General features: G+C 50.6%; 5 protein-coding genes. All 5 read left to right on the top strand.

The features are described from left to right. The 5 genes from BLS15_RS16600 (at position 1) to BLS15_RS16580 (ending at position 21,152) form a co-directional block, all read left to right on the top strand. Positions 1 to 744, top strand: coding sequence for a DUF4097 family beta strand repeat-containing protein (locus BLS15_RS16600; protein WP_021253399.1), 744 nt, complete (start codon positions 1 to 3; stop codon positions 742 to 744). A gap of 26 nt (positions 745 to 770) precedes the next feature. After that, positions 771 to 1,541: an ABC transporter ATP-binding protein gene (locus BLS15_RS16595; protein ID WP_021253398.1), complete on the top strand. Its 771-nt coding sequence runs from the start codon at positions 771 to 773 to the stop codon at positions 1,539 to 1,541. A gap of 6 nt (positions 1,542 to 1,547) precedes the next feature. Continuing rightward, positions 1,548 to 3,926, top strand: coding sequence for an ABC transporter permease (locus BLS15_RS16590; RefSeq protein WP_021253397.1), 2,379 nt, complete (start codon positions 1,548 to 1,550; stop codon positions 3,924 to 3,926). Between the two features lie 290 nt (positions 3,927 to 4,216). Then, positions 4,217 to 5,428, top strand: coding sequence for an ACP S-malonyltransferase (gene fabD, locus BLS15_RS16585; protein WP_036590782.1), 1,212 nt, complete (start codon positions 4,217 to 4,219; stop codon positions 5,426 to 5,428). 16 nt (positions 5,429 to 5,444) lie between these two features. Beyond that, positions 5,445 to 21,152, top strand: coding sequence for a non-ribosomal peptide synthetase (locus tag BLS15_RS16580; protein WP_090512770.1), 15,708 nt, complete (start codon positions 5,445 to 5,447; stop codon positions 21,150 to 21,152). Positions 21,153 to 21,169: the final 17 nt, after the last annotated feature.

Raw genomic sequence — 21,169 nt, 5'->3', positions numbered from 1 at the left:
ATGTCAGTCAAAAAGATAGGTGTCGTGCTCATCACAATTGCCATATTCGGAATGGGAGTATGGTTTCTGATTGGAAATTCACCGTACAACATTGTTGAGATTAACAGCAGCCGAACGTTAAACGCCGAAGGCATTCGTACGATCGATGTAAAGTCGGCTCTCTCAGATGTAAAGATCATTCCAACCAACGGAAATACGATCGAAGTACAGATACATGGCAAGACGACATATAAATGGAAAGATGACTATGAAATTGTCGCAAGTACCGACAACGGACAACTAACAATCGAACTGAAGGAAAAAACGCCGCTGAGATTTTTCGATATCTACAATAAGCTGCATCTATCTCTCTTGGTTCCAAGTCAATCCTTCAGTTTGATCAAGGTTACTACTGATACCGAGAGCATTCAAGTTCAGGACATTAACGTAGAGCGGTTCCAATTAGCCAGCGATACCGGGAACATCAATGTGAAGGAAGCTGCCGGGGCATTCGACATTTACTCCGACTCCGGTCATGTCAACCTAGATCTAACCGAGATCAAGCATCCGATTACCGCGAAGACGAATGCCGGTAATATTACGGTAAAGGTGAAGGAACGCCCAAGCGCTCTGCAAACGAGCCTGCAGTCTGATTCAGGCAAAATCATCATAGATATCCCGGATGCAGCGAATGGGACAATCGGTATGGATGGACCTATGGTCAGTCTCTTATCGGATTCTGGGGATGTAATGCTGACCCAATAATTTTGAATAAGAAGGATGCGATCAAGATGCCTGTATTAACAGAGAAAAAGACAATTCTGAAAGTGACTGGCCTGAACAAAACATACATATCCGGCTCAGAACAATTCCATGCCATCAAAAATATCGATATGGACTTGTACAAAGGCGACTTCACTGTCATCATGGGAAGCTCCGGTTCAGGCAAGTCAACGCTTCTCTACATGTTGAGTGGCCTGGACTCCGTTACAAGAGGAGAGATTTATTTCAATGGACGTCGAATTGACCGTTTCACCGAACAGGAAATGGCTGACTTCCGTGCCCGCAAAATCGGTTACGTCTATCAGTCGATAAATTTGGTTCCTGATCTCACCTTACTTGAGAATGTCGCATTCCCTGGTTATATAGCAGGTATCAGTAAAAGCGAAGTCAACAAGAAAGCAGCCACTCTTCTAAAGCGGGTCGGGCTCAGTGAGCATCAAAACCGCTTACCTTCTCAAGTGTCAGGCGGACAGCAGCAGAGAGCGGCAATCTCCAGGGCGCTGATCAACTCTCCAGAGATTATTTTTGCAGATGAACCGACCGGAGCGCTCAGCCATGAGCAGGGCATGGGAATTCTTGATATTTTCACGCAGATGAACGAGCAGGGCCAATCGATCGTTATGGTTACGCACGATATCAAGGCTGCCTGCAGAGCAAATCGTCTCATCGTGGTGAGAGATGGTATGATCGGCGGCATATTGGAGTTGGGCAGTTATCGGTCATCCGACATGAAATTGAGGGAAAGTACCATCTTCAATTTCGTATCTGAGAAGGAGTGAACCCACGTGTATCCAATTTGGCTGTTATGTTTATCCAATCTCAAACGGAGGAAAATACAGAACGGCTTTATCGCGCTAATCATGCTACTCGCATCCTTGCTGTTCTCAACTGCTGTCATTGTCATTACGAACACGAATAACAGCTACATGGATTTTCATACCAAGGTACAAGGCTCGCATCAAATTCTGAAATTGGAGCAGGACTTGCATAATCCGAATCAAGTGGAAAGTTGGTGGGGCAGTCAGCAAGGTGTTCAGTCCTCTGGGCTTCTGCGATACCGGAGCATGACAGGATATACATTCAACGGAAAGGATTATCCCAACACGGATCTAATGATGATGGATACGCCTGCGCAGCCTGTGACGGTGGATCGACTTGTGTTCGCGGAGGGGACACAGCAGGCAGAGCCAGAGGAAGGCACAGTGTGGCTGCCTACATCAATCGCCTACCCGAAAGGAATTGGGGTCGGTGACACAATTGAGTTCAAGAAAGATACGAGAACGATGTCAATGAAAGTAGCTGCCGTCGTCATCGATGTAGCGTACAGTTCACCCTTCACTTCAACAGGAAGAGTGTGGATGAACCATGCTGATTTCCAAAGTAACCTCTTGAGCATGCAGGGCAAAGACATGTTTATGCTTGCCTTGCGCTTTGATCATTACGAAGAGAACGCTACGTATTGGCGATCATTCGAACGCGAATTGGGAACACCGTATTTGGAGAGCGTAACGAAGTTTGAAAGCTTATCCTCGTTCTACACGGTGACGAACAAAATGCTGGGCTTCGTGATCATTTTCCTGGCGCTTATGATGATTCTAGTCGCCTTATATACGGTAGGCTTTACGATTTCAGACGCGGTGCTTTCTAGTTACAAAACGATAGGAATCTTAAAATCGCAAGGCTTCACCTCGTACCGAACAACAGGGATTTACGTCTTACAATATACTGTTCTGTCCGTCATTTCCATCATTCCAGGCATCGCCTTAAGCTACCCCTTCTCCAAGTTCATTATTGCCCAGTCGCTAGCCTACTTAAGATCGGGAGACGCCAGCTTTAGCATTCAATATTTCGGTGCGGCGGCAGCAGTAGGTGCGTCCATTCTCGTAGTTGTCATAGTTATCTCATGGTTGTTCTCATATCGTACCCGGTTCATACAGCCAGTCCAGGCTATCCGCTACGGTATGTCCGAAAGAAGTGCTGCGAAGCAGCAGTCCAATTGGCTGATCAGCTTCTCCAGGCTTCCAATCGTGTGGGTGCTGGGGCTAAGAGGGGTGTTAAAAAACCGAGCAGGCTCCATCCTCATGACGTTAATGGCGGTCGCTACAAGTGCGGTGCTCATTTTCTGCTCCATCTTTATATACAGCATCGTCTCGATTAACAAGACGATTTCGTCTTGGGGTTATGACTCCTCGGATATTTCGATGCGAATCGATGAGCCGAAGGAACTGTCTAATGAGCAGTTGAACCAGACACTGTTTAGGGACAGCCGTATTGTTAACCACAGTCGATTTGGCGATACGAACGGCGTTATCCCTTTCGAGGACGATACGGGCACCAACCAGCTCAATGTCGTGCTGACTTTAGTCGATGGAAATTATGATGAGATCGGAGTGTCGAATCTAAGAGGCGGCAATCCGCATGCGGATGATGAAATTTCGATCGGCATCAACGTTGCGAAGCAATTGAAAAAAGATGTAGGGGACAAAATCGATGTCTACGTACTTGGCGATAAGAAGTCAATGACGATCACGGGTGTCTATCAGGCGATTGCAAATCTTGCGTATTCTGCCCGCATGAAAGCTGCTGCCATTCCGAACAGTCAGCGACATGTCATCAACATGGATTCCTACTTCGTTAACCTTCAAGACAATATCAATCCGGATACCTTCGTCACTGAATTGAATAATTCGTACGGAAGCGCGCTCTGGTCGGCTACGCATGAATCGCTGGTCAATGAGGTTTTCTCTGCTGCGGTAGCCGGATTGGTTCTGCCGATGTCCGTCATCGGATTACTGTTCCTGCTCGCTACGTTCGTTATTATTTTCAGTATTTGCCGGATTAACATCCGCAAAGAGCAAAAAAACTATGGTATTTACAAATCAATCGGCATGACCTCCCGCAAAATAAGAGTATCGATCTCCAGCGGCGTCTTTAATCTATCGATGATCGGGGCCATTATCGGTATCCCTGTGGGTCTATTCCTACTACCGCGCCTCTTGAATGTCATTCTTGCCAACTATGGCATTGTCGAAATGCCATTGTCGATTCAAGCGGAGCAAGTTGTATTAGGAGCTATTCTGAGCGTAGCTGCCGCCACATTGGGATCTTGGCTTGCATCGAAGACGGTGAAGAGCATGTCCCCACGCATACTGACCGTAGATTAATAGGCGGTCAATATCCATGACCTCTGGCCTTGGTGCCAGAGGTTTTTTGTCGCGTTCATCAGATAGGAGACAGCTGTTTATGGATTCAAAAGAGATTCCCCCCGAAACATGACAAAAACCATCATTAAGTGATTTTGATTCGTTAGTTCAGCAAAAATGTCTACGAAACCTGAATATATTATGTCATTCGACATAGTTTGAATTGACTATATATTGTATTTTGATGTAATATACTTCCTATGCAAGCAGTTATTTCATCCCATAAATAGTTCTAGAAAGAAGGCTGAGTAGTGAACCTAGCAGTTGTGTTTCCGGGACAAGGGTGCCAATATACTGGCATGGGGAGCAGGTTTTATCAGCAATTTTCATTCGCGCGGCAGCTATTTGAAGAGGCAGGTGATTCCTTAGGCTTTGATTTGAAAAGTTTGTGCTTCGAAGGCGAACGTACGGAATTAGCGATGACAAGCAATGCCCAGCCTGCCATATTGACGGTTAGCGTCATCGCCTTCCGGGTGTGGCAGGAGGAGTTTGGTATCGAACCGGCATATATGGCAGGACATAGCTTGGGGGAATACACCGCCTTGGTATGCAGTGGGGCGATCGCATTCTCCGACGCGGTAAAGCTGGTGCGTCACAGAGGGAATTTCATGCAGCGGGCCGTTCCGCTAGGAGAAGGTAAGATGGCCGCCGTTAAAGGGGTCACGCTCGAAGTCTTAGAGTCTTTATGTGCCGATCTGACGCAGGGAAGCCGATCCATTCACGTCGCTTGTCTTAATTCGACGAACCAGAATGTGATCTCCGGTCATACGGAAGTGGTGGAGGTTGCTATCAAGCGGTTAAACGCAATGCATGCAAGGGCAATACCGCTGAATGTCAGTGCTCCTTTTCACTGCCCGTTGATGCATGGAGCTGCTTCAGAGATGGATTCGGAGCTAAAGAAGTACTCGTTTGGCCCAATGAACAGCCGCGTCATATCGAATGTGACCGCATTGCCATATGAGGGAATCGACAATACGGTCAAGGAAATGCTGCTCAAGCAGATGACCATGCCCGTCCGGTGGGCCGATACGATGCGCTATTTGAAGAAGCAAAAAGTTACCGATGTCATCGAGATAGGCCCGAAGCGGCTGCTTGGCGAATTCATAAGTGACACCATACCTGATGTCGCTGCCCATTCATTCTCCGGACCGGACTCATTGTCCGAATTTGGGACGCTATTGTCGTCCACTCGGGACAAGCAACAGAGGGTTGTTGAACAATGCCTAACCGCAGCTGTTACAGCACGTAACCGCAACTGGAGCCTCGATGATTACGAGATGCGTGTGAACGCATCCTGCAGGGCACTCGAGACTTTACATAAGCAGACGAAGGATCATACTTATGCTATGAACATGACTGTGACTAACGAGGCATTGACTCTTCTGCAAGCCGTCTTGGAAGCCAAGCAAGCTACCCAGGCGGAAATACAGCGTTTTCTAGGTAAAATCAAGCAACTATTTTGACGATAGGGGATAAATCATGAGTATCGTTCAAACGTTAGCTGACGTAATCAAAGAAAGAAGCGCCCTTACGCAGCAAGGGATTATGTTCATAGAGGGCGATGAACGGGAAAGTTTTTTGTCGTACCGAGACATGTATGAAGAAGCAGTTGGATTTCTTGGCTTCCTGCAGCACCAAGGCGTTATGCCCAACGATGAAGTGCTGTTCCAAATCGACGATAACCGTAAATTCTCTATCGCTTTCTGGGCCTGCATATTAGGTGGCATGATTCCGGTTCCGGTGAGCATTGGCAACAACAAGGAACACATCAGCAAAATGTTTAAAATCTGGGACATTCTCAATCGTCCTTATTTGCTAGCAACGTCCAAAACATATGATAATCTTGATAAATTCATTCAGAAGCAGTGCGAGTCAGTGCACTGGGCCACGATCCAGAGCAGGGCGTTCATAATCGATGAATCGGTCACTTTCCCGCTTTCTTCTCCTACTCGCACACCCAACCCTCAAGATATCGCATTCATTCAATTCTCTTCAGGCTCCACAGGCGATCCCAAAGGGGTGATTCTAACCCACTCCAATTTACTCCACAATACATACGCTCTCATAAAAGCCATGAATCTCAGAACCGAAGACAGGCTACTGCAATGGATGCCATTAACGCATGATATGGGGCTGATCTTCAACCATATCGCTCCTTACGTCGCCGGGGTCGACCAATATATGCTGCCGACGAATCTATTCATCCGACACCCCGAATTATGGATTAAAAAAGCAAGCCAGCACCGCATTACACATCTTTCCTCACCCAACTTTGGCTACAACTATTTTCTTACCTTTTTTAAACCCGAGAAGGCAATCGGCTGGGATCTATCGCAAGTTCGAGTCATCGTCAATGGTGCCGAGCCGATCTCAACTCAGTTATGTGAGACGTTTCATGAGACGCTGGCCCCTTACGGATTAAGCAAAACAGCCATGCTGCCCGCGTACGGGATGGCAGAAGGCTCGGTTGGGGTATCCTTCTCTGGTATTGAAGATGGAATGGTGACCGTGTATCTCGACCGAGAGCATCTAAATACGGGCGAGAAGGTCGTCGAAGTCGAAGAAGGCACTCCTAACTGCGTGAGTTTCGTAGAGGTCGGGACAGCAATCGATTATTGCGAGATTCGGATTACTGGCGAGAACCATCTTCAAGTGGATGAGGGCATCATCGGCAATATACATATCAAAGGCTTGAACGTAACGAGGGGCTACTATAACAACGAGGAAGCGACCTCCAAAGTGATTCTGCAAGACGGGTGGCTGAATACTGGCGATCTGGGCTTTATGAGGCAAGGCAAGCTCGTAATAACTGGCAGGGCGAAGGATATTATTTTCGTCAATAGCCAGAACGTATATCCGCATGATATCGAGCGTGTTGCTGAAGAGGTGGATGGTATCGGCGTCGGCCGTGTCGTCGCTTGTGGTGTGCGGAAACCCTCCTCCCAAGAGGAGGATATCGTCTTGTTCGTCGTATCCAAGCGTTCGCTGGAGAAGTTTATCCCGATCGCAGCAAGCGTAAGGCAGCATCTTCTGGTGGCTGCGGGCTGGGATGTACGCGAGGTCGTTCCGATCAAGCAACTGCCCAAGACGACAAGCGGTAAGGTGCAGCGTTATAAATTAGCCAGACTGTTCGAGGATGGCGAGTATGCGGAAGTTATAGCCGAATTGAAGGCGATCACAGCGGAGAAGAAGATGGAGAAGGCGCAATCGCCCGCATATACACAGGGTGAGGTCGAACGGTTTTTGATGCAGCTGTTTGAAGAGGCTCTACTCAGAGAATCAATCGGTCGTGATGACAGCTACTTTGACGTCGGAGCCAGTTCGCTGCTGCTTACCCAGATTATTGGTAAGATCGAAGTGAAATTCGGTATGCCGCTATCCATCACCGACATGTTTACATATCCGACGATCGCAAGATTGGCGGCATTTATTGCAGAGCATAGCCAACCGAGGAAGTCTGCTACAGATTCTCCTAGGGAGGCGGAAACTCGGAAGGAAACCGATGTGGCCATAATCGGAATCGCCTTCGATCTGCCGGGAGCAAAGACGAAGGAGCAATTGTGGGACAATCTGGCCGCAGGCCGTGACTCAATCGGTGTCTACGGATTGGAGCGGACACAGGACGCTGCCGATTACCTATCTGCTATCGGTATGGAGGACACCGGCAAAGCGTTTGTAGAAGGCGGATATCTGAAAGAGATCGATAAATTCGATTACTCGTTCTTCCGCATAAGTCCGAATGAAGCGAAATATATGGACCCGAATCAACGGATGTTCCTGCAGACGGCCTGGCATACGATTGAAGATGCGGGATATGCTGGCGATCAGCTTCGGAACAAAAAGGTGGGCGTCTACGTTGGTTTTTCCAAGGTAGGTTACGATTATGAACGGCTTCTGTTCAGCGGCAACCAGGACAAGTTCCAGAACTACATTATCGGTAACCTGCCCTCTGTCCTGGCAAGCCGAATCGCTTATTACCTGGATTTGAAAGGGCCAGCCGTTACGGTGGACACCGCATGCTCTTCCTCTCTTGTCGCAGTTCATTTAGCATGTCAGGGTATTGTCAGCGGTGATTGCGACATGGCTATAGCCGGCGGTGTGCGTACGATTCTGCTGCCTTTGCAGCTTGGATTGGATATGGAGTCATCCGACGGCAGGGCAAGAACCTTCGATGCCGATGCCGACGGCACCGGATTCGGAGAAGGGGTCGGAGCGTTATTGCTCAAGCCGCTTGCCAAAGCGGAGCAGGATGGTGATCACATCTATGCCGTCATAAAGGGAAGCGCGATTAATCAAGACGGTACAACAGCCGGAATTACAGCGCCGAACCGGGCTTCCCAGACGGAAGTGATTGAAGAGGCCTGGCGGAATGCAGGGATCCATCCAGATACGCTCGATTTTATCGAAGCGCATGGAACCGGCACCAAGATCGGCGATCCGATTGAGTTCGACGGCCTGATTAAGGCCTTTGAGCGCTATACAAGCAGAAAGCAGTTTTGTGCGATTGGCTCGGTCAAGGCGAACATCGGGCATCTTTTCGAGGCTGCCGGAATCGCCGGTTTGATTAAATCGGTGCTTATGATAAAGAATAAACAAAATCCGCCGCTGGTGCATTTCAATAAGCCGAATTCTAATATTCGGTTCGAGGCTTCGCCGTTCTATTTGAACACGGAAACATCCGATTTAATCAAATCGGATGGGACGCCTCTACGAGGTGGAATCAGCTCCTTCGGCTTTAGCGGAACGAACGCTCATTTGGTACTGGAAGAATATCAACATGCCTCGGTGAGGGTGAAGAAAGCGGATGGCGGACCACAGTTGTTGACGCTGTCAGCCAAGAGCAAGCGGGCGCTTCAGGAGCTTGTGAAGGAATATTCGGATTACCTCGTCCAGTATCCGGAGGTCTCGATTGCGGACGTCTGCTATACGGCGAATACGGGCAGAAGCCTGTTCGATTATCGGCTTGCGATCGTCGCCGACAGCTCGCAGGAGCTGCTGAGCAAGCTTAAGGCTATTTTTGCAGGAGAGGATCAGTTGAATGCGCTAGAGCGAGTGAATATTTTTCCGGCCGGTGACCATCTTCAGGTCTTGGAGAGCCGGGTGGAGAAGATCATCAGCCAAGTGCGCAATAGCCGATATGCGGGCAGGGAAGAACTTGAAGCGATTGCCGAACTGTACAGCAGAGGCGCCTCGATTCACTGGAACGCACTGTATGAAGTGTTGATGACTGCCCGTCAGAAGCTTCCTTTACCGATCTACCCGTTTGAGCGGAACCGGTGCTGGTATACAAATGAAGCGAAGTTGCTGCCGAACCCTGTCCATTCGTTGACGGAGGTAGCGGCAGGCATTGCGATGGTCGAGAGGAAGCGGGAGGCAACTTCAGTTCGCTTAGCAGTTTCATCCGATGACGTCGCAGAGACGCTGAAGGGAATCATCAGCCGCGCATCCGGATTTGAATCAGAGCATATTGACCCAGGCGTCCATTTTCTTGAGATGGGACTGGATTCGATTATGTTGGTTCAAGTTCGGGACGACATTAAGAAGTGCTTCGGCGTCGAAATCCCAATGGAACAATTTTTTGATACGCTAACCTGCTTGCAGTTGCTGGCTGATCATATCGCGGTACATGCGACTGTTGTTCCTCTACATCCTGCCTCTGCGGGTAACGAGCCCGCTATACAGATGCAGACTGCTGTCGCACCGGAAGAACAGCGCGCAGCTCAGCCGGTGGTGATTGGAGGATCTCATCAGGGAGGAGACAGCAATGCCGAAGCCCCTAATGCAAGAGCACTTGTCAACTCATCTTCTGCATTGGAGCGCATTATAAGCCAGCAGCTCGAACTAATGAGCGCCCAGCAGCAGCATATGGCTGACATTATTAGCATGCAGCTGAATGCGCTTGGCGGCACCGCATCCACGAAAATAGAGCCACAGCATCAGCCTGCCTCGCCATTCGGCCCAAATGTACAGAAGACTACTGCTGTACCGGCTGCTTCTGAATCGAAGCCGTTTATTCCGTATCAGCCGATTGTCATTAGCGGGGACGGCGGACTGACGCCGAAGCAGGCGGAGTACTTAAGTGCCTTTATGACGAAGTATATTGACCGGACGCAAGGCTCGAAACGATTAACAGAGGCGTCACGGCTCACCCATGCCAATAACCGTAATGTAGCCGGATTCCGTTCATATTGGAAGGAAATGGTTTACCCAATCGCTGCATCCGCGTCCTCCGGCTCGAAAATGTGGGATGTCGACGGGAATGAGTATATCGACTTGACGATGGGCTTTGGCGTCAATCTGCTTGGCCATAACCCACCGTTCATTAACGAGGAGCATGAAAGAAGTCTGTCCTCCGATTTGCCGCCGCTTGGGCCGATGTCCGATCTCGCTGGCGAGGTGGCTACGATGGTTAGCGAGATGACTGGGGTGGAGCGTGTTGCCTTCTACAACTCCGGTACCGAAGCGGTGATGGTCGCTTTAAGGTTGGCGCGGGCTGTAACCGGAAGATCTAAGATTGTCATCTTTGCCGGCTCCTATCATGGTACCTTCGACGGTGTGCTTGGTGTATCGAATCCACAGCCGGACAATCCGTTCGCGCAGCCGATGGCGCCTGGCATAGCGGACCATTATTTGCACGATGTCCTGATGCTGAATTATAACAGCCAGGATTCACTAGCGGTCATCCGGCAGTACGCCCATGAGCTGGCAGCGGTCCTTGTCGAGCCTGTCCAGAGCAGGCGTCCGGATTTACAACCTAGAAAATTCCTACATGAACTTCGAAGCATTACGGAGCAGGCAGGTAGTGTACTTATTTTCGATGAGATCATTACAGGCTTCCGAATCGGTATTGGAGGCGCACAGGCATGGTTCGGCGTGAAAGCGGATCTAGTTGTCTACGGCAAGGTTGTCGGTGGCGGCCTGCCGATCGGCGTTGTAGCGGGAACGAAAGCGTTCATGAGCCCGGTTGACGGTGGATCATGGCGTTTCGGAGATTCGTCCTATCCGTCCCAAGCTGAATTGAAGACATTCGTCGGTGGCACATTCTGTACCCATCCGCTAACGATGCGGGCAGCGCGAACAACGCTTCAATATTTGAAGGATCATAAGGACATGCTGTACAGCTCGCTCAATCAGAACACCGAATATTTGATCCAGGAGCTTAATGCTTATTTCAAAGCATCCAGCGTGCCCATCCATATGGTAAATTACGGGTCACTGTTCCGATTCGTATCGTACGGAGATACCGAGTTGTTCTTTTATCATCTGATTCATAAAGGGATTTATATATGGGAGGGCCGCAATTGCTTCTTATCCACAGCACATACCCGCGAAGACCTTGACCGGATCATTGAAGCGGTCAAAGAAACGGTGGAGGAACTAAGGAAGGGTGGATTTTTACCGGAGACGACACCCCCAACGCCTGGCGGCCGTTCGCCGGATATGCACGTGGAACGAAAGGATACGAAGTACATTCCGATGTCCGAAGAGCAGAAGCAACTGCTGCTTGCATCGCTAGGCGGAGAGGCGCAGTCGGCCGCTTTGAACCAAACGGTTGTCCTGAATCTTGAGGGCTCGCTGGATGCCCATCTGATGGAGGAGGCGCTGCGGACAATCGTCGACCGCCATGATGCCTTGCGGATTGTAGTCGATGCAGATGAGGAAAATCAGCATGTACTCCCGGTGTTAGATGTCCACCTTCCTGTGCTGGATCTGTCCAGACTGGAGCATGCGGAACAGCAAGCTGCCAAGGAGCAGTGCTTACATCAGATTTCCGGAGCGGCCATGAGTATGCTCACTGGGGAGCCTTTATTCCGCGCTCGACTGCTCAAGCTGTCGGAGCTTGAGCATGAGCTCGTGCTCGTGTTCCACCATATCACGACCGATGGCTGGTCCATCGTGCTGTACTTGGACGAGCTAGGCAAAGCGTATGCTGCACTGCGAGACGGGACGTCGCTGTCATTACCCGATCCCACTCCGTTCGGCGCATACCTCGATTGGCAGGAGAAGCAGCTGCATAAGCAGGAAAGCGAGGAAGCCGCATCATTCTGGTGTGATAAGTTCGCGATGCCTGTTCCGACCCTGTCGATTCCATCGACGAACGAAACGATAGGGATGAGATTCTTCAAGAGTGGCCGCCATACGGCTTACGTAGATGCCGCGCTGACGAAGCAGCTGCGATCGTTCAGCATTTCCGCGCACAATAGTTTGTTTGTTACGCTGCTTGCTGCGTACAAGGTGTGGCTGCATAGATTGACAGGGCAGAATGAGCTGGTGGTGGCCATTGCTACGTCCGGCCAAGCACAGATGGGTCAGAACTGCCTGGCAGGCAACTGCGTCAACCTGCTGCCGGTGATTACTTGTGCAGACGGAGACGCATCCTTCAGCGAATTCGCAGCCAATGTGAAGATGGCGATTAAGGAGATCGATACCTACCAGAGCTACTCCCTGGCCGGTCTGTCAGAACGATTAGTCGGCAGACAAGCTCCGGTGGTCAACATTTTGTTTAATATGGATAGGCCGTTGCGGGGCCTGAAGTTCGCTGATTTAACGTTGGAGGTGACGCCGCTTCCGGCGCCGTACACCCATTATGATCTGTTCTTAAATGCGATGGAAATGAACGATAAGTTGCGGCTTGATTTTGATTACAACGCCGATCTCGTGCAGCCGGAGACGATGGAAGCTTGGACGCAGTCGTTTATTCGACTTCTGCAGGCCGTCGTAATAGATGGTCATTGTCATATCGGTCAACTTGATTTGATCTCGCCCGAGCATCGCAGATTCGCGGAACAGATGGGTGAAGTCTCTGGGCATATGATTATGGATCCGTACCTGCAGCCGTCGCAGATTGGTACGATTGGCGAACTGTACTGGCAGGATGATTCAGAATACAGGGCAACGGGCAAAGTGGCGGCCTATACAGCGGACGGTAAAGTGACGGTATTGGGCGATAAGGAAAGAATGATTCGTATTCGAGGCTTTCTTGTCAACCTTGTTCAACTGGAACATACGGTGGCACAGCTCCTTGGTGTGGTTGGATGCGTCTTTGATACATTCGGGAAAGAGCATGATCGGCAGTTGGCAGCTTATATAGAAGGCTCGCTCGATGCAGATTACGTGCGGCAGAAACTGGCCGATGGTTTACCTGATTATATGCTTCCAAGCCAGGTTACGGTGGTGGATACCTTTCCTCTGACCGATGAAGGCAAGGTTGACGTGGAAGCATTGCATCTCCTTCAGCGAGTGGAGCCGCATGTCCGCCCGGGGAATAGTACCGAACGGCAGCTGACGGAGATTTGGAGCAGAATTTTGGGCGTTCAGTGCATCTGTATAAACGATAGCTTCTGGGCACTAGGCGGAAACTCTCTGCAGGCGACCATCATGCTAAAGCATGTACACAAGCAGTTCGGCAAGCAGCTGCCAGTGCGGCAGCTGTTTCAGAGTCCAACCATCAAGCAGCTCGCCGTCTGCCTTACCGAAGCGGAGGATGCTGTTTTCATACCGATCCCGCGGGCTGAGCGAGAAGGATACTACGAGCTTACCCCTGCCCAGCGAAGAATCTATCTCATGAACGAATTCGACAAGGATGGTCTTGCCTACAATATTCCAATCCAGCTCATTATCGAGGGTGAGCTAGACACCGGCCGTCTGCTGCAGGCGTGGGAGCAGTTGATTGACAGACATGAGGTGTTCCGGATCGTGTTCAACAAAGAAAATGACGGTATCGTCCAACGTATCTTGAACCGAATGCAGCCTGTAATCAGTCATCGAACCTGCATGTCTGCAGAGGAGCTGGAAGCGAGAATCGCGCACTTCGTTCAGTCGTTCGATCTCGCGCAAGGCCCTCTCTGTAGAGCAGACCTGATTACCGTCTCGGACAGCTATCATGTTCTGCTTATCGATATGCATCATATTATCGCAGACGGCGTGTCAGTATCCGTCATACAGAATGAGCTAATTCGCCTATATGACGGTGAGCGGCTACCACCGACTGAGATTCAATTCATCGATTACTCCATGTGGCTGAAGGAATCGAATAACGAAGCGGGCATGGTGCGAGAGGAGACGTATTGGCTGAGCCAGTTCAGCGATGAAATTCCGGTGCTGAACCTACCAACGGACTTTGCAAGACCGCTGCAGCTCACACTAGAGGGGGATCGATTCACGTGCACTCTGGATGGCCAGTTGGCGCAGCAGTTGCGGAATGTAGCGGAGAATGCGAACGCAAGCTTGTTCATGGTATTGCTATCGGCTTATCAAGTGCTGCTCCATTTGTACACCGGACAGGAAGACATCGTTGTAGGTACGCCGGTATCTGGCAGAAGTCATCCCGATGTGGATCGAATGATTGGGATGTTTGTCAACACGGTAGCCCTTCGTGGCTATCCGGGAGATCGGAGCTTCATTGAGCTGCTCGAGGAGACGAAGGCGTGCGTGCTGTCGGCCTTCGAGCATCAAGAATATCCGTTCGAACGGTTGGTAGATCGGTTAAATATGAAGCGCGACCTCAGCCGACGTCCGCTATTTGACACAATGTTCGTCGTTCAAAATATGGGGATCGGCCAATGGACATCGGGTGGATTGACGTTTACCCCTTCGGAGATTAATCCAGGTGTATCCCAATACGACATCATGTTTACGGTCGAGGAACGCGCCAATGGACTGATCCTGCATGTGGATTACAGCACGCAGCTATTTGAGAGGGCGACAATCGAGCGGATAAGCACGCATTACAGCCGTATTCTGCATCAAGTTGCTGCGCATGAGGCGCTGGAGATCAAACATATCGATTTGCTGACAGCTGACGAGAAACACCGGTTGCTCCATGAGCAGGATAGCCTGGATGCCAAATATGACACAGCTGCAACGATTCATCGCGTATTCGAAGCACAGGCTATGCGAACCCCTGACCGGGTTGCGGTCGTTTGTGAGGAGGCCGCGATGACGTATGGCGAGTTGAACAACCGGGCCAATCAAGTGGCACATTGGCTTCGGTCGCAGGGAGCTAAGGCGGATACGCTTGTCGGCATCATGATTGACCGCTCCATCGAGATGATCATCGGGATGCTTGGCATTCTGAAAGCGGGAGCGGCCTACTTGCCGATCGATCCGTCTTATCCGCAGGAGCGAATCCAGTTCATGCTGGACGACAGCGGGTTGTCTATGCTGCTGACCGGAGCGCCCATCGAGGAATGCATTGTATTCTCGGGCCATCTGCTTAACATTACGGATTGCGCCGTACTTCAAACGTATCCTGCTGCAAACCCAGATGAGCCCGTTGTGCCTGAGCATTTGGCCTACATCATCTACACCTCAGGGACGACAGGCAAGCCGAAGGGCGTCATGATCGAGCATCGGCAAGTCATTCGTCTAATGGCGAATAACCGGATGCAGTTTATTTTCAACGAGCATGATGTGTGGACGATGTTCCATTCGTACTGCTTTGATTTCTCGGTCTGGGAAATGTACGGTGCACTGCTATACGGTGGCAAGTTGGTCATCGTACCGAAGCATGTGGCGCAGAATCCGTCTGACTTCATCGATCTAATGTCGAAGGAAAAGGTGACGGTATTAAACCAGACGCCGACAGCCTTCTATCACCTGTTGCATCATGAAACGAAGCTTCAATCGGGTACGCTGGGCTCGATCCGGTACATCATCTTCGGCGGTGAATCGCTCAAGCCGGCTATGCTTCAAAGCTGGAAGCAAGCTTACCCGGACACCCGTCTAATCAACATGTACGGTATTACCGAGACAACGGTACATGTCACATTCAAGGAAATCACGGAGCGAGAGATGGAGAGCGATGTTAGCAACATTGGTTCGCCAATCCCGACTTTAAGCTGCTATGTGATGGATGCGCATAAACGGCTCGTTCCACTTGGCGTGCCCGGCGAGCTGTATGTCGGCGGGGAAGGAGTCGCAAGAGGATACCTGAACCGGGACAGTCTCACTAGAGAGCGGTTTGTCGAGCATCCGTACAAGCCGGGGGAACGGCTCTACAAGTCGGGTGACCTTGTACGGATGCTGGCTAATGGCGAAATGGAGTACTTGGGTCGAATCGACCATCAGGTGAAAATCCGTGGTTTCCGAATCGAGTTAGGCGAAATCGAACATCGCTTGTCTCTCATTCCCGAAATTAAAGAAGCGGTCGTTCTAGCGAGGGATGGGAGCTCGAATGATAAACTGCTCTATGCCTATTATGTGGCAGATACGGAACTGGGCGTCTCGTATATGAGAAGCCGATTGCTAGAGTCGCTTCCGGACTATATGGTGCCGACCTACTTTATTCGTCTCGGCCACATGCCATTGACATCGAACGGGAAGCTGGACCGGAAAGCGCTTCCGAAAATCAGCAGCTATATGCTGGATCGAGCCGATCATGTTCCGCCCCGGAATGATACCGAGCGGATGCTTGTCCGCCTATGGGAAGAGGAACTTGGCCAGACCGGCATCGGCATCTTCGATAACTTTTTTGAGTGCGGCGGGCACTCACTCAAGGCTTCCATACTTATTGCGAAGATCAATAAAGAGTGGGATGTGCGTATTCCAATTCGGGATATGTTCATGAATCCGACCATCAGCGGCTTGGCGGAGCTGATTGCATCACTAGGCACTAGCGAGTTCGATGAGATACGGAAAGTGGAGCCGTTAGAATACTATGCGGTATCGCCTGCACAGAAGCGGCTGTACATTCTTAATCAGATTCATGAGGAAGCGAACACCTCCTATAATATGCCGGGCGCATTGGAGCTATGTGGCATGATTGATGTACACCGACTGGAGAGTGCTCTGAAGCAACTCATAAGTCGGCATGATGCGCTGCGCACTTCATTCCGGCTGGTAGATGAAGAGCCTGTGCAAATCGTCGACGATGACGTTTCTTTCACACTGGATCTAGCCGGATGGGCAGATGAGGCGGAGCTTCAGGACATCATGAAGCGGTTCGTGGAGCCGTTTGAACTGGGCCATGCTCCGCTCTTTCGGGCAAGCCTTGTCAGGCTGTCCGAGACGAAGCATGTGCTCATGCTGGATATGCACCATATCATTTCGGACGGGGCTTCTGTAGCAACGTTTATCGAGGAATTCAATCTACTGTATGCCGGGCATACGCTCGCACCTTTGAAATATCAGTATAAAGACTACGCCAACTGGTATCGTGAGTTCGTACAGCAGGCGGTTGACGAACGCCACAAGCCATATTGGCTCAAGCAATTCAGCGGCGAAACGCCGGTATTGTTGCTGCCAACTGACTTCCCTCGGCCTCAGAATCAGAGCTTCGAGGGAGACCGCTATTCATTTGCCATCGGTGCCGAGCAGACGAGGGAACTAAATGCCCTGGCCGTGACAACGGGAACGACGTTGTATATGGTACTGCTCGCTGCCTTCAACATTATTCTATCCAAATATTCAGGGCAAGAGGATATTGTCGTTGGCACGCCGATCGCGGGACGTACCCATGCCGAACTTCAGCAAGTGATGGGGATGTTCGTGAATACGCTGGCCATCCGCAACCAGCCTGTAGGAAGTAAGACGCTGGCGGAGTTTCTGGCCGAGGTCAAGGACAACTGCCTGAACGCCTACGAGCACCAGGAATACCCGTTCGAGGAGCTCGTCGAGAGCTTGCGTTTGAACCGCAACCTCAGCCGTAATCCTCTCTTCGATGTTATGTTCACGATGAATAATGTTGGTACAGCCACATTCCAGCTAGAACAGCTTACGGCTACGTTCCAAGAGCTAAACCGTGATACGACGAAATACGATATGTCCCTGCAGGCTGAAGAGAGGGACGGAATCCTCTACTTTGACTTGATCTTCTGCACGAAGCTGTTCCGCAAGGACAGTATGGAACGGCTGGCAGGCCATTATGTCAATACGCTACAGCTCATGCCAGGTCATATCGGCGGCCTGATCAGCGAACTGGATCTGTTGGCTGAGTCAGAGCGTCATATGCTGCTTACTGAGTTCAACGGAAAGTTAACGCCATATCCGAGAGATCGTACAGTAATTGACCTATTTGAGGAGCTGGCAGTCCTGATGCCAGACAAGGCTGCTATTGTGTACGAAGGTGGCAAGTTGATATTCGCTGAGTTGAATAGGAAGGCGAACCGTCTTGCGAAGTCCATAACCGCTCTGCTTGAAGGGAAGCCGAATGAACCGGAAGTCGGCAAGATCATCGGGATTATAACGGACAATCGCCCGGAGACCGTCATTGGTATCGTTGCGGTTCTCAAGGCTGGATGCGCATATATGCCGATCGATGCCGATTTTCCAGAGGATAAAATGGCGTTCATGCTTGATAACAGCGGGGCACAGATGCTGCTCGGCTATGGACAGACGCCAGAAAAGCTTGGTCTGGATGTTCAATTTATTAGCCTGGATAAGGTGCTCTATGATGAGGGCACTGATGAAACTGTCAGCCGCTCCTCCAAACCAGAGGATCTGATCTATGTCATCTATACATCGGGCACGACCGGCATGCCGAAGGGGGCTATGCTGGAGCATCGGAATCTCGTCAACTATATCTCATGGTTTACGGACAAGTTCAGTATTGTGCCGGGAGACCGGACTGTCCTCCTTTCTTCTGCAAGCTTCGATCTTGGCTACACGGCGCTTTATTCTTGCCTAGTGAAAGGCTGCGAGCTGCATCTGGTTGGTCGCAATGATGTTGTCGATCCTGAATATGTACTAAACTACATCCATGCGCAAGGCATCACCTTTATCAAAACGACGCCGTCGCTCTTCCACCTGCTGGTGAACAATGAACTTTTCGCTGCGCACGATAAGCTCGACTCATTAAGGCTTGTCGTCTGCGGCGGGGAAAAGGTTAACGTGGAGGACGTGGCCGCCTTCTATACCCAATATCCGAAGGCAGTCTTTGCGAACCACTATGGACCTACCGAAGCCGCGGTTGGCTGCGTGGCGTACCCGATTCCGACCGGGCAATTCGAAACGTTAAGACTTCAGTCGGTTATCGGCAAGCCGATCTCCAATGTGAGCATCTATATTCTGGACCGATACGGGCAGCTCGTTCCGATTGGCGTTCCGGGCGAGCTCGCGATCGCAGGCGAGGGGCTAGCCAGAGGCTACTTGAACAACAAGCAACTAACCTTGGACAAATTTATACCAAATCGTTACGCAGCTGGTCAACGGATGTACAGAAGTGGCGATATGGCCCGGTGGTTGCCTGACGGAACGATTGAATATATCGGCAGGGTCGATCACCAGGTGAAAATTAAAGGTTATCGGATAGAACTGGCCGAGATCGAGCAATGCCTGCTTGCGCATGAGGCTGTCTTGCAGGCGATCGTAATTTCGAAGCAGCAGGATGCCATACACACGTATCTGTGCGCCTACGTGGTCACGCATGAGGAAGGCAGCGTCATGGACATTCGTAACTTTCTGAAGAAGAAGCTTCCAAACTACATGATGCCGGCCCATATCATCTGCTTGGCGCATATGCCGCTGAACGAGAATGGCAAGATTGACCGCAGGGCACTGCCGGAGCCGGACGCTAACGCTGTCATTGAGCTGAAAGGAACTCTGCCTCAGAATGAGACCGAAAAGAAGCTGGTTCAGGTGTGGGAGGAAACGCTCGGCGTACAAGGGGTTGGCACGGAACACAACTTCTTCGAGCTAGGCGGTGATTCAATCAAGGCTTTGCAAATCTCTTCTCGGCTTATGCGCTATGGCCTCAAGATGGAGGTGAGGTCATTATTCCGCCACCCGGTTATTCAGGAGCTTGCCAAGTATGTGAAGCCGTCCGTGAGAACGATATCGCAGGAGACGGTGGAAGGCGAGGTCCGGCTGACGCCGATCCAGAAGCGGCTGTTCGAACAAACCTGGGAAGCAGCACAGCATTACAATCATTCCGTCATGCTGTACCGGAAGGAGCGATTCGATGCCGATGTTGTGAAGCAGGCGTTCGAGCAGATCGTACGGCACCATGATGCGCTGCGCATGCAATACCGCATGCAGGGTGATGAGGTCGTCCAATACAACAGGGGCTTGGAGCAATCCTTGGCAGAATTCAGCTTGATCGATTTGATCGGTGAGGCGAATTACCGTGCAGCGGTTGCGGAACAGTCGGACAAACTTCAAGCCTCCTTCGATATAAACCGTGGACCGCTTGTGAAGCTGGCATTATTCCGGGTCGATGATGGCGATCATCTGCTCATTGTGATCCACCATCTAGTCATAGATGGCGTGTCCTGGCGCTTTATACTTGAGGACTTCTGCACCTTATATGCCCAGTTGACAAGCGGTCAGGGAATCAAGCTGCCAGACAAAACCGATTCGTTCAAGGTATGGTCGGAGCAGCTTGGGTGTTATGCAGTCAGCGAGAAGCTGCTAAGGGAGGTGTCGTACTGGCAGAAGGTCGAGGAATCTACCGTTTCTCTCCTGAATATGAGGCTTCCAACGATCGGCTATCCAGTGAAGGAGGTTTCATCCGTCAAGTTGACGCTCGATGCCGAGCATACCGAGCAATTGCTAAAACAGGCGCATGCAGCTTATAACACGGAGATTAACGATCTCCTGCTGGCGGCGCTGGGGATGGCGGTAAAGGAGTGGTCCGGCATTGCTCAGGTGCTTGTGATGATCGAAGGGCATGGCCGAGAGGAAGTAATTCCGGATATGAATGTGTCCCGAACCGTCGGCTGGTTCACCTCCTTGTTCCCGTTTGTGCTACAGACTGAAGACAGTTTTGAGCTGATCAAAACGGTTAAGGACGAGCTGAGGCGAGTGCCCCATAAAGGAATCGGGTATGAGGTGCTGAAGCACTTGACCGTACCTTACATGGAGTTGCCTTTGAAGTTTAACTCGAAGCCGGAGATCATATTCAATTATCTCGGGGAATTCAACGGTACGTTCACCACCGATGTCTTCACCGCATCCGATCTGTCGACAGGAAGCGAAGCAGGACTTGATTTTATGCGGCATGCATCATTCCAGCTCAACTGCATGATTCGAGACGGAGCGCTCGAGATAGACTTCCAATTTAACCGAAACCAGTATGAGCTTGGCGATGTGCAGAAGCTCGGCGATGCCTACCGGAGCCGTCTGGTCGCCATTATTGAGCATTGCTGCACGAAGGAGCAACGTGAATCGACGCTTACCGATTACCAGTACAAAAACTTGTCACAGAAGCAGCTGAATAATATCGCCAAGCTGCTGAAATTGAATAAGTAAGTTGAATATGGGGGTTG

Source organism: Paenibacillus sp. cl6col (assembly GCF_900102125.1).
Classification (GTDB): Bacteria; Bacillota; Bacilli; order Paenibacillales; family Paenibacillaceae; genus Paenibacillus_B; species Paenibacillus_B suaedae.
The sequence above is the reverse complement of the archived record's forward strand: the minus strand, read 5'-3'. Positions and strand labels throughout refer to the sequence as shown.

What these genes read in the sequence shown, in the direction of transcription:
- BLS15_RS16580 (WP_090512770.1), top strand. Translation starts at nt 5,445, where the DNA reads ATGAGTATCGTTCAAACGTTAGCTGACGTAATCAAAGAAAGAAGCGCC.
- BLS15_RS16595 (WP_021253398.1), top strand. Translation starts at nt 771, where the DNA reads ATGCCTGTATTAACAGAGAAAAAGACAATTCTGAAAGTGACTGGCCTG.
- BLS15_RS16600 (WP_021253399.1), top strand. Translation starts at nt 1, where the DNA reads ATGTCAGTCAAAAAGATAGGTGTCGTGCTCATCACAATTGCCATATTC.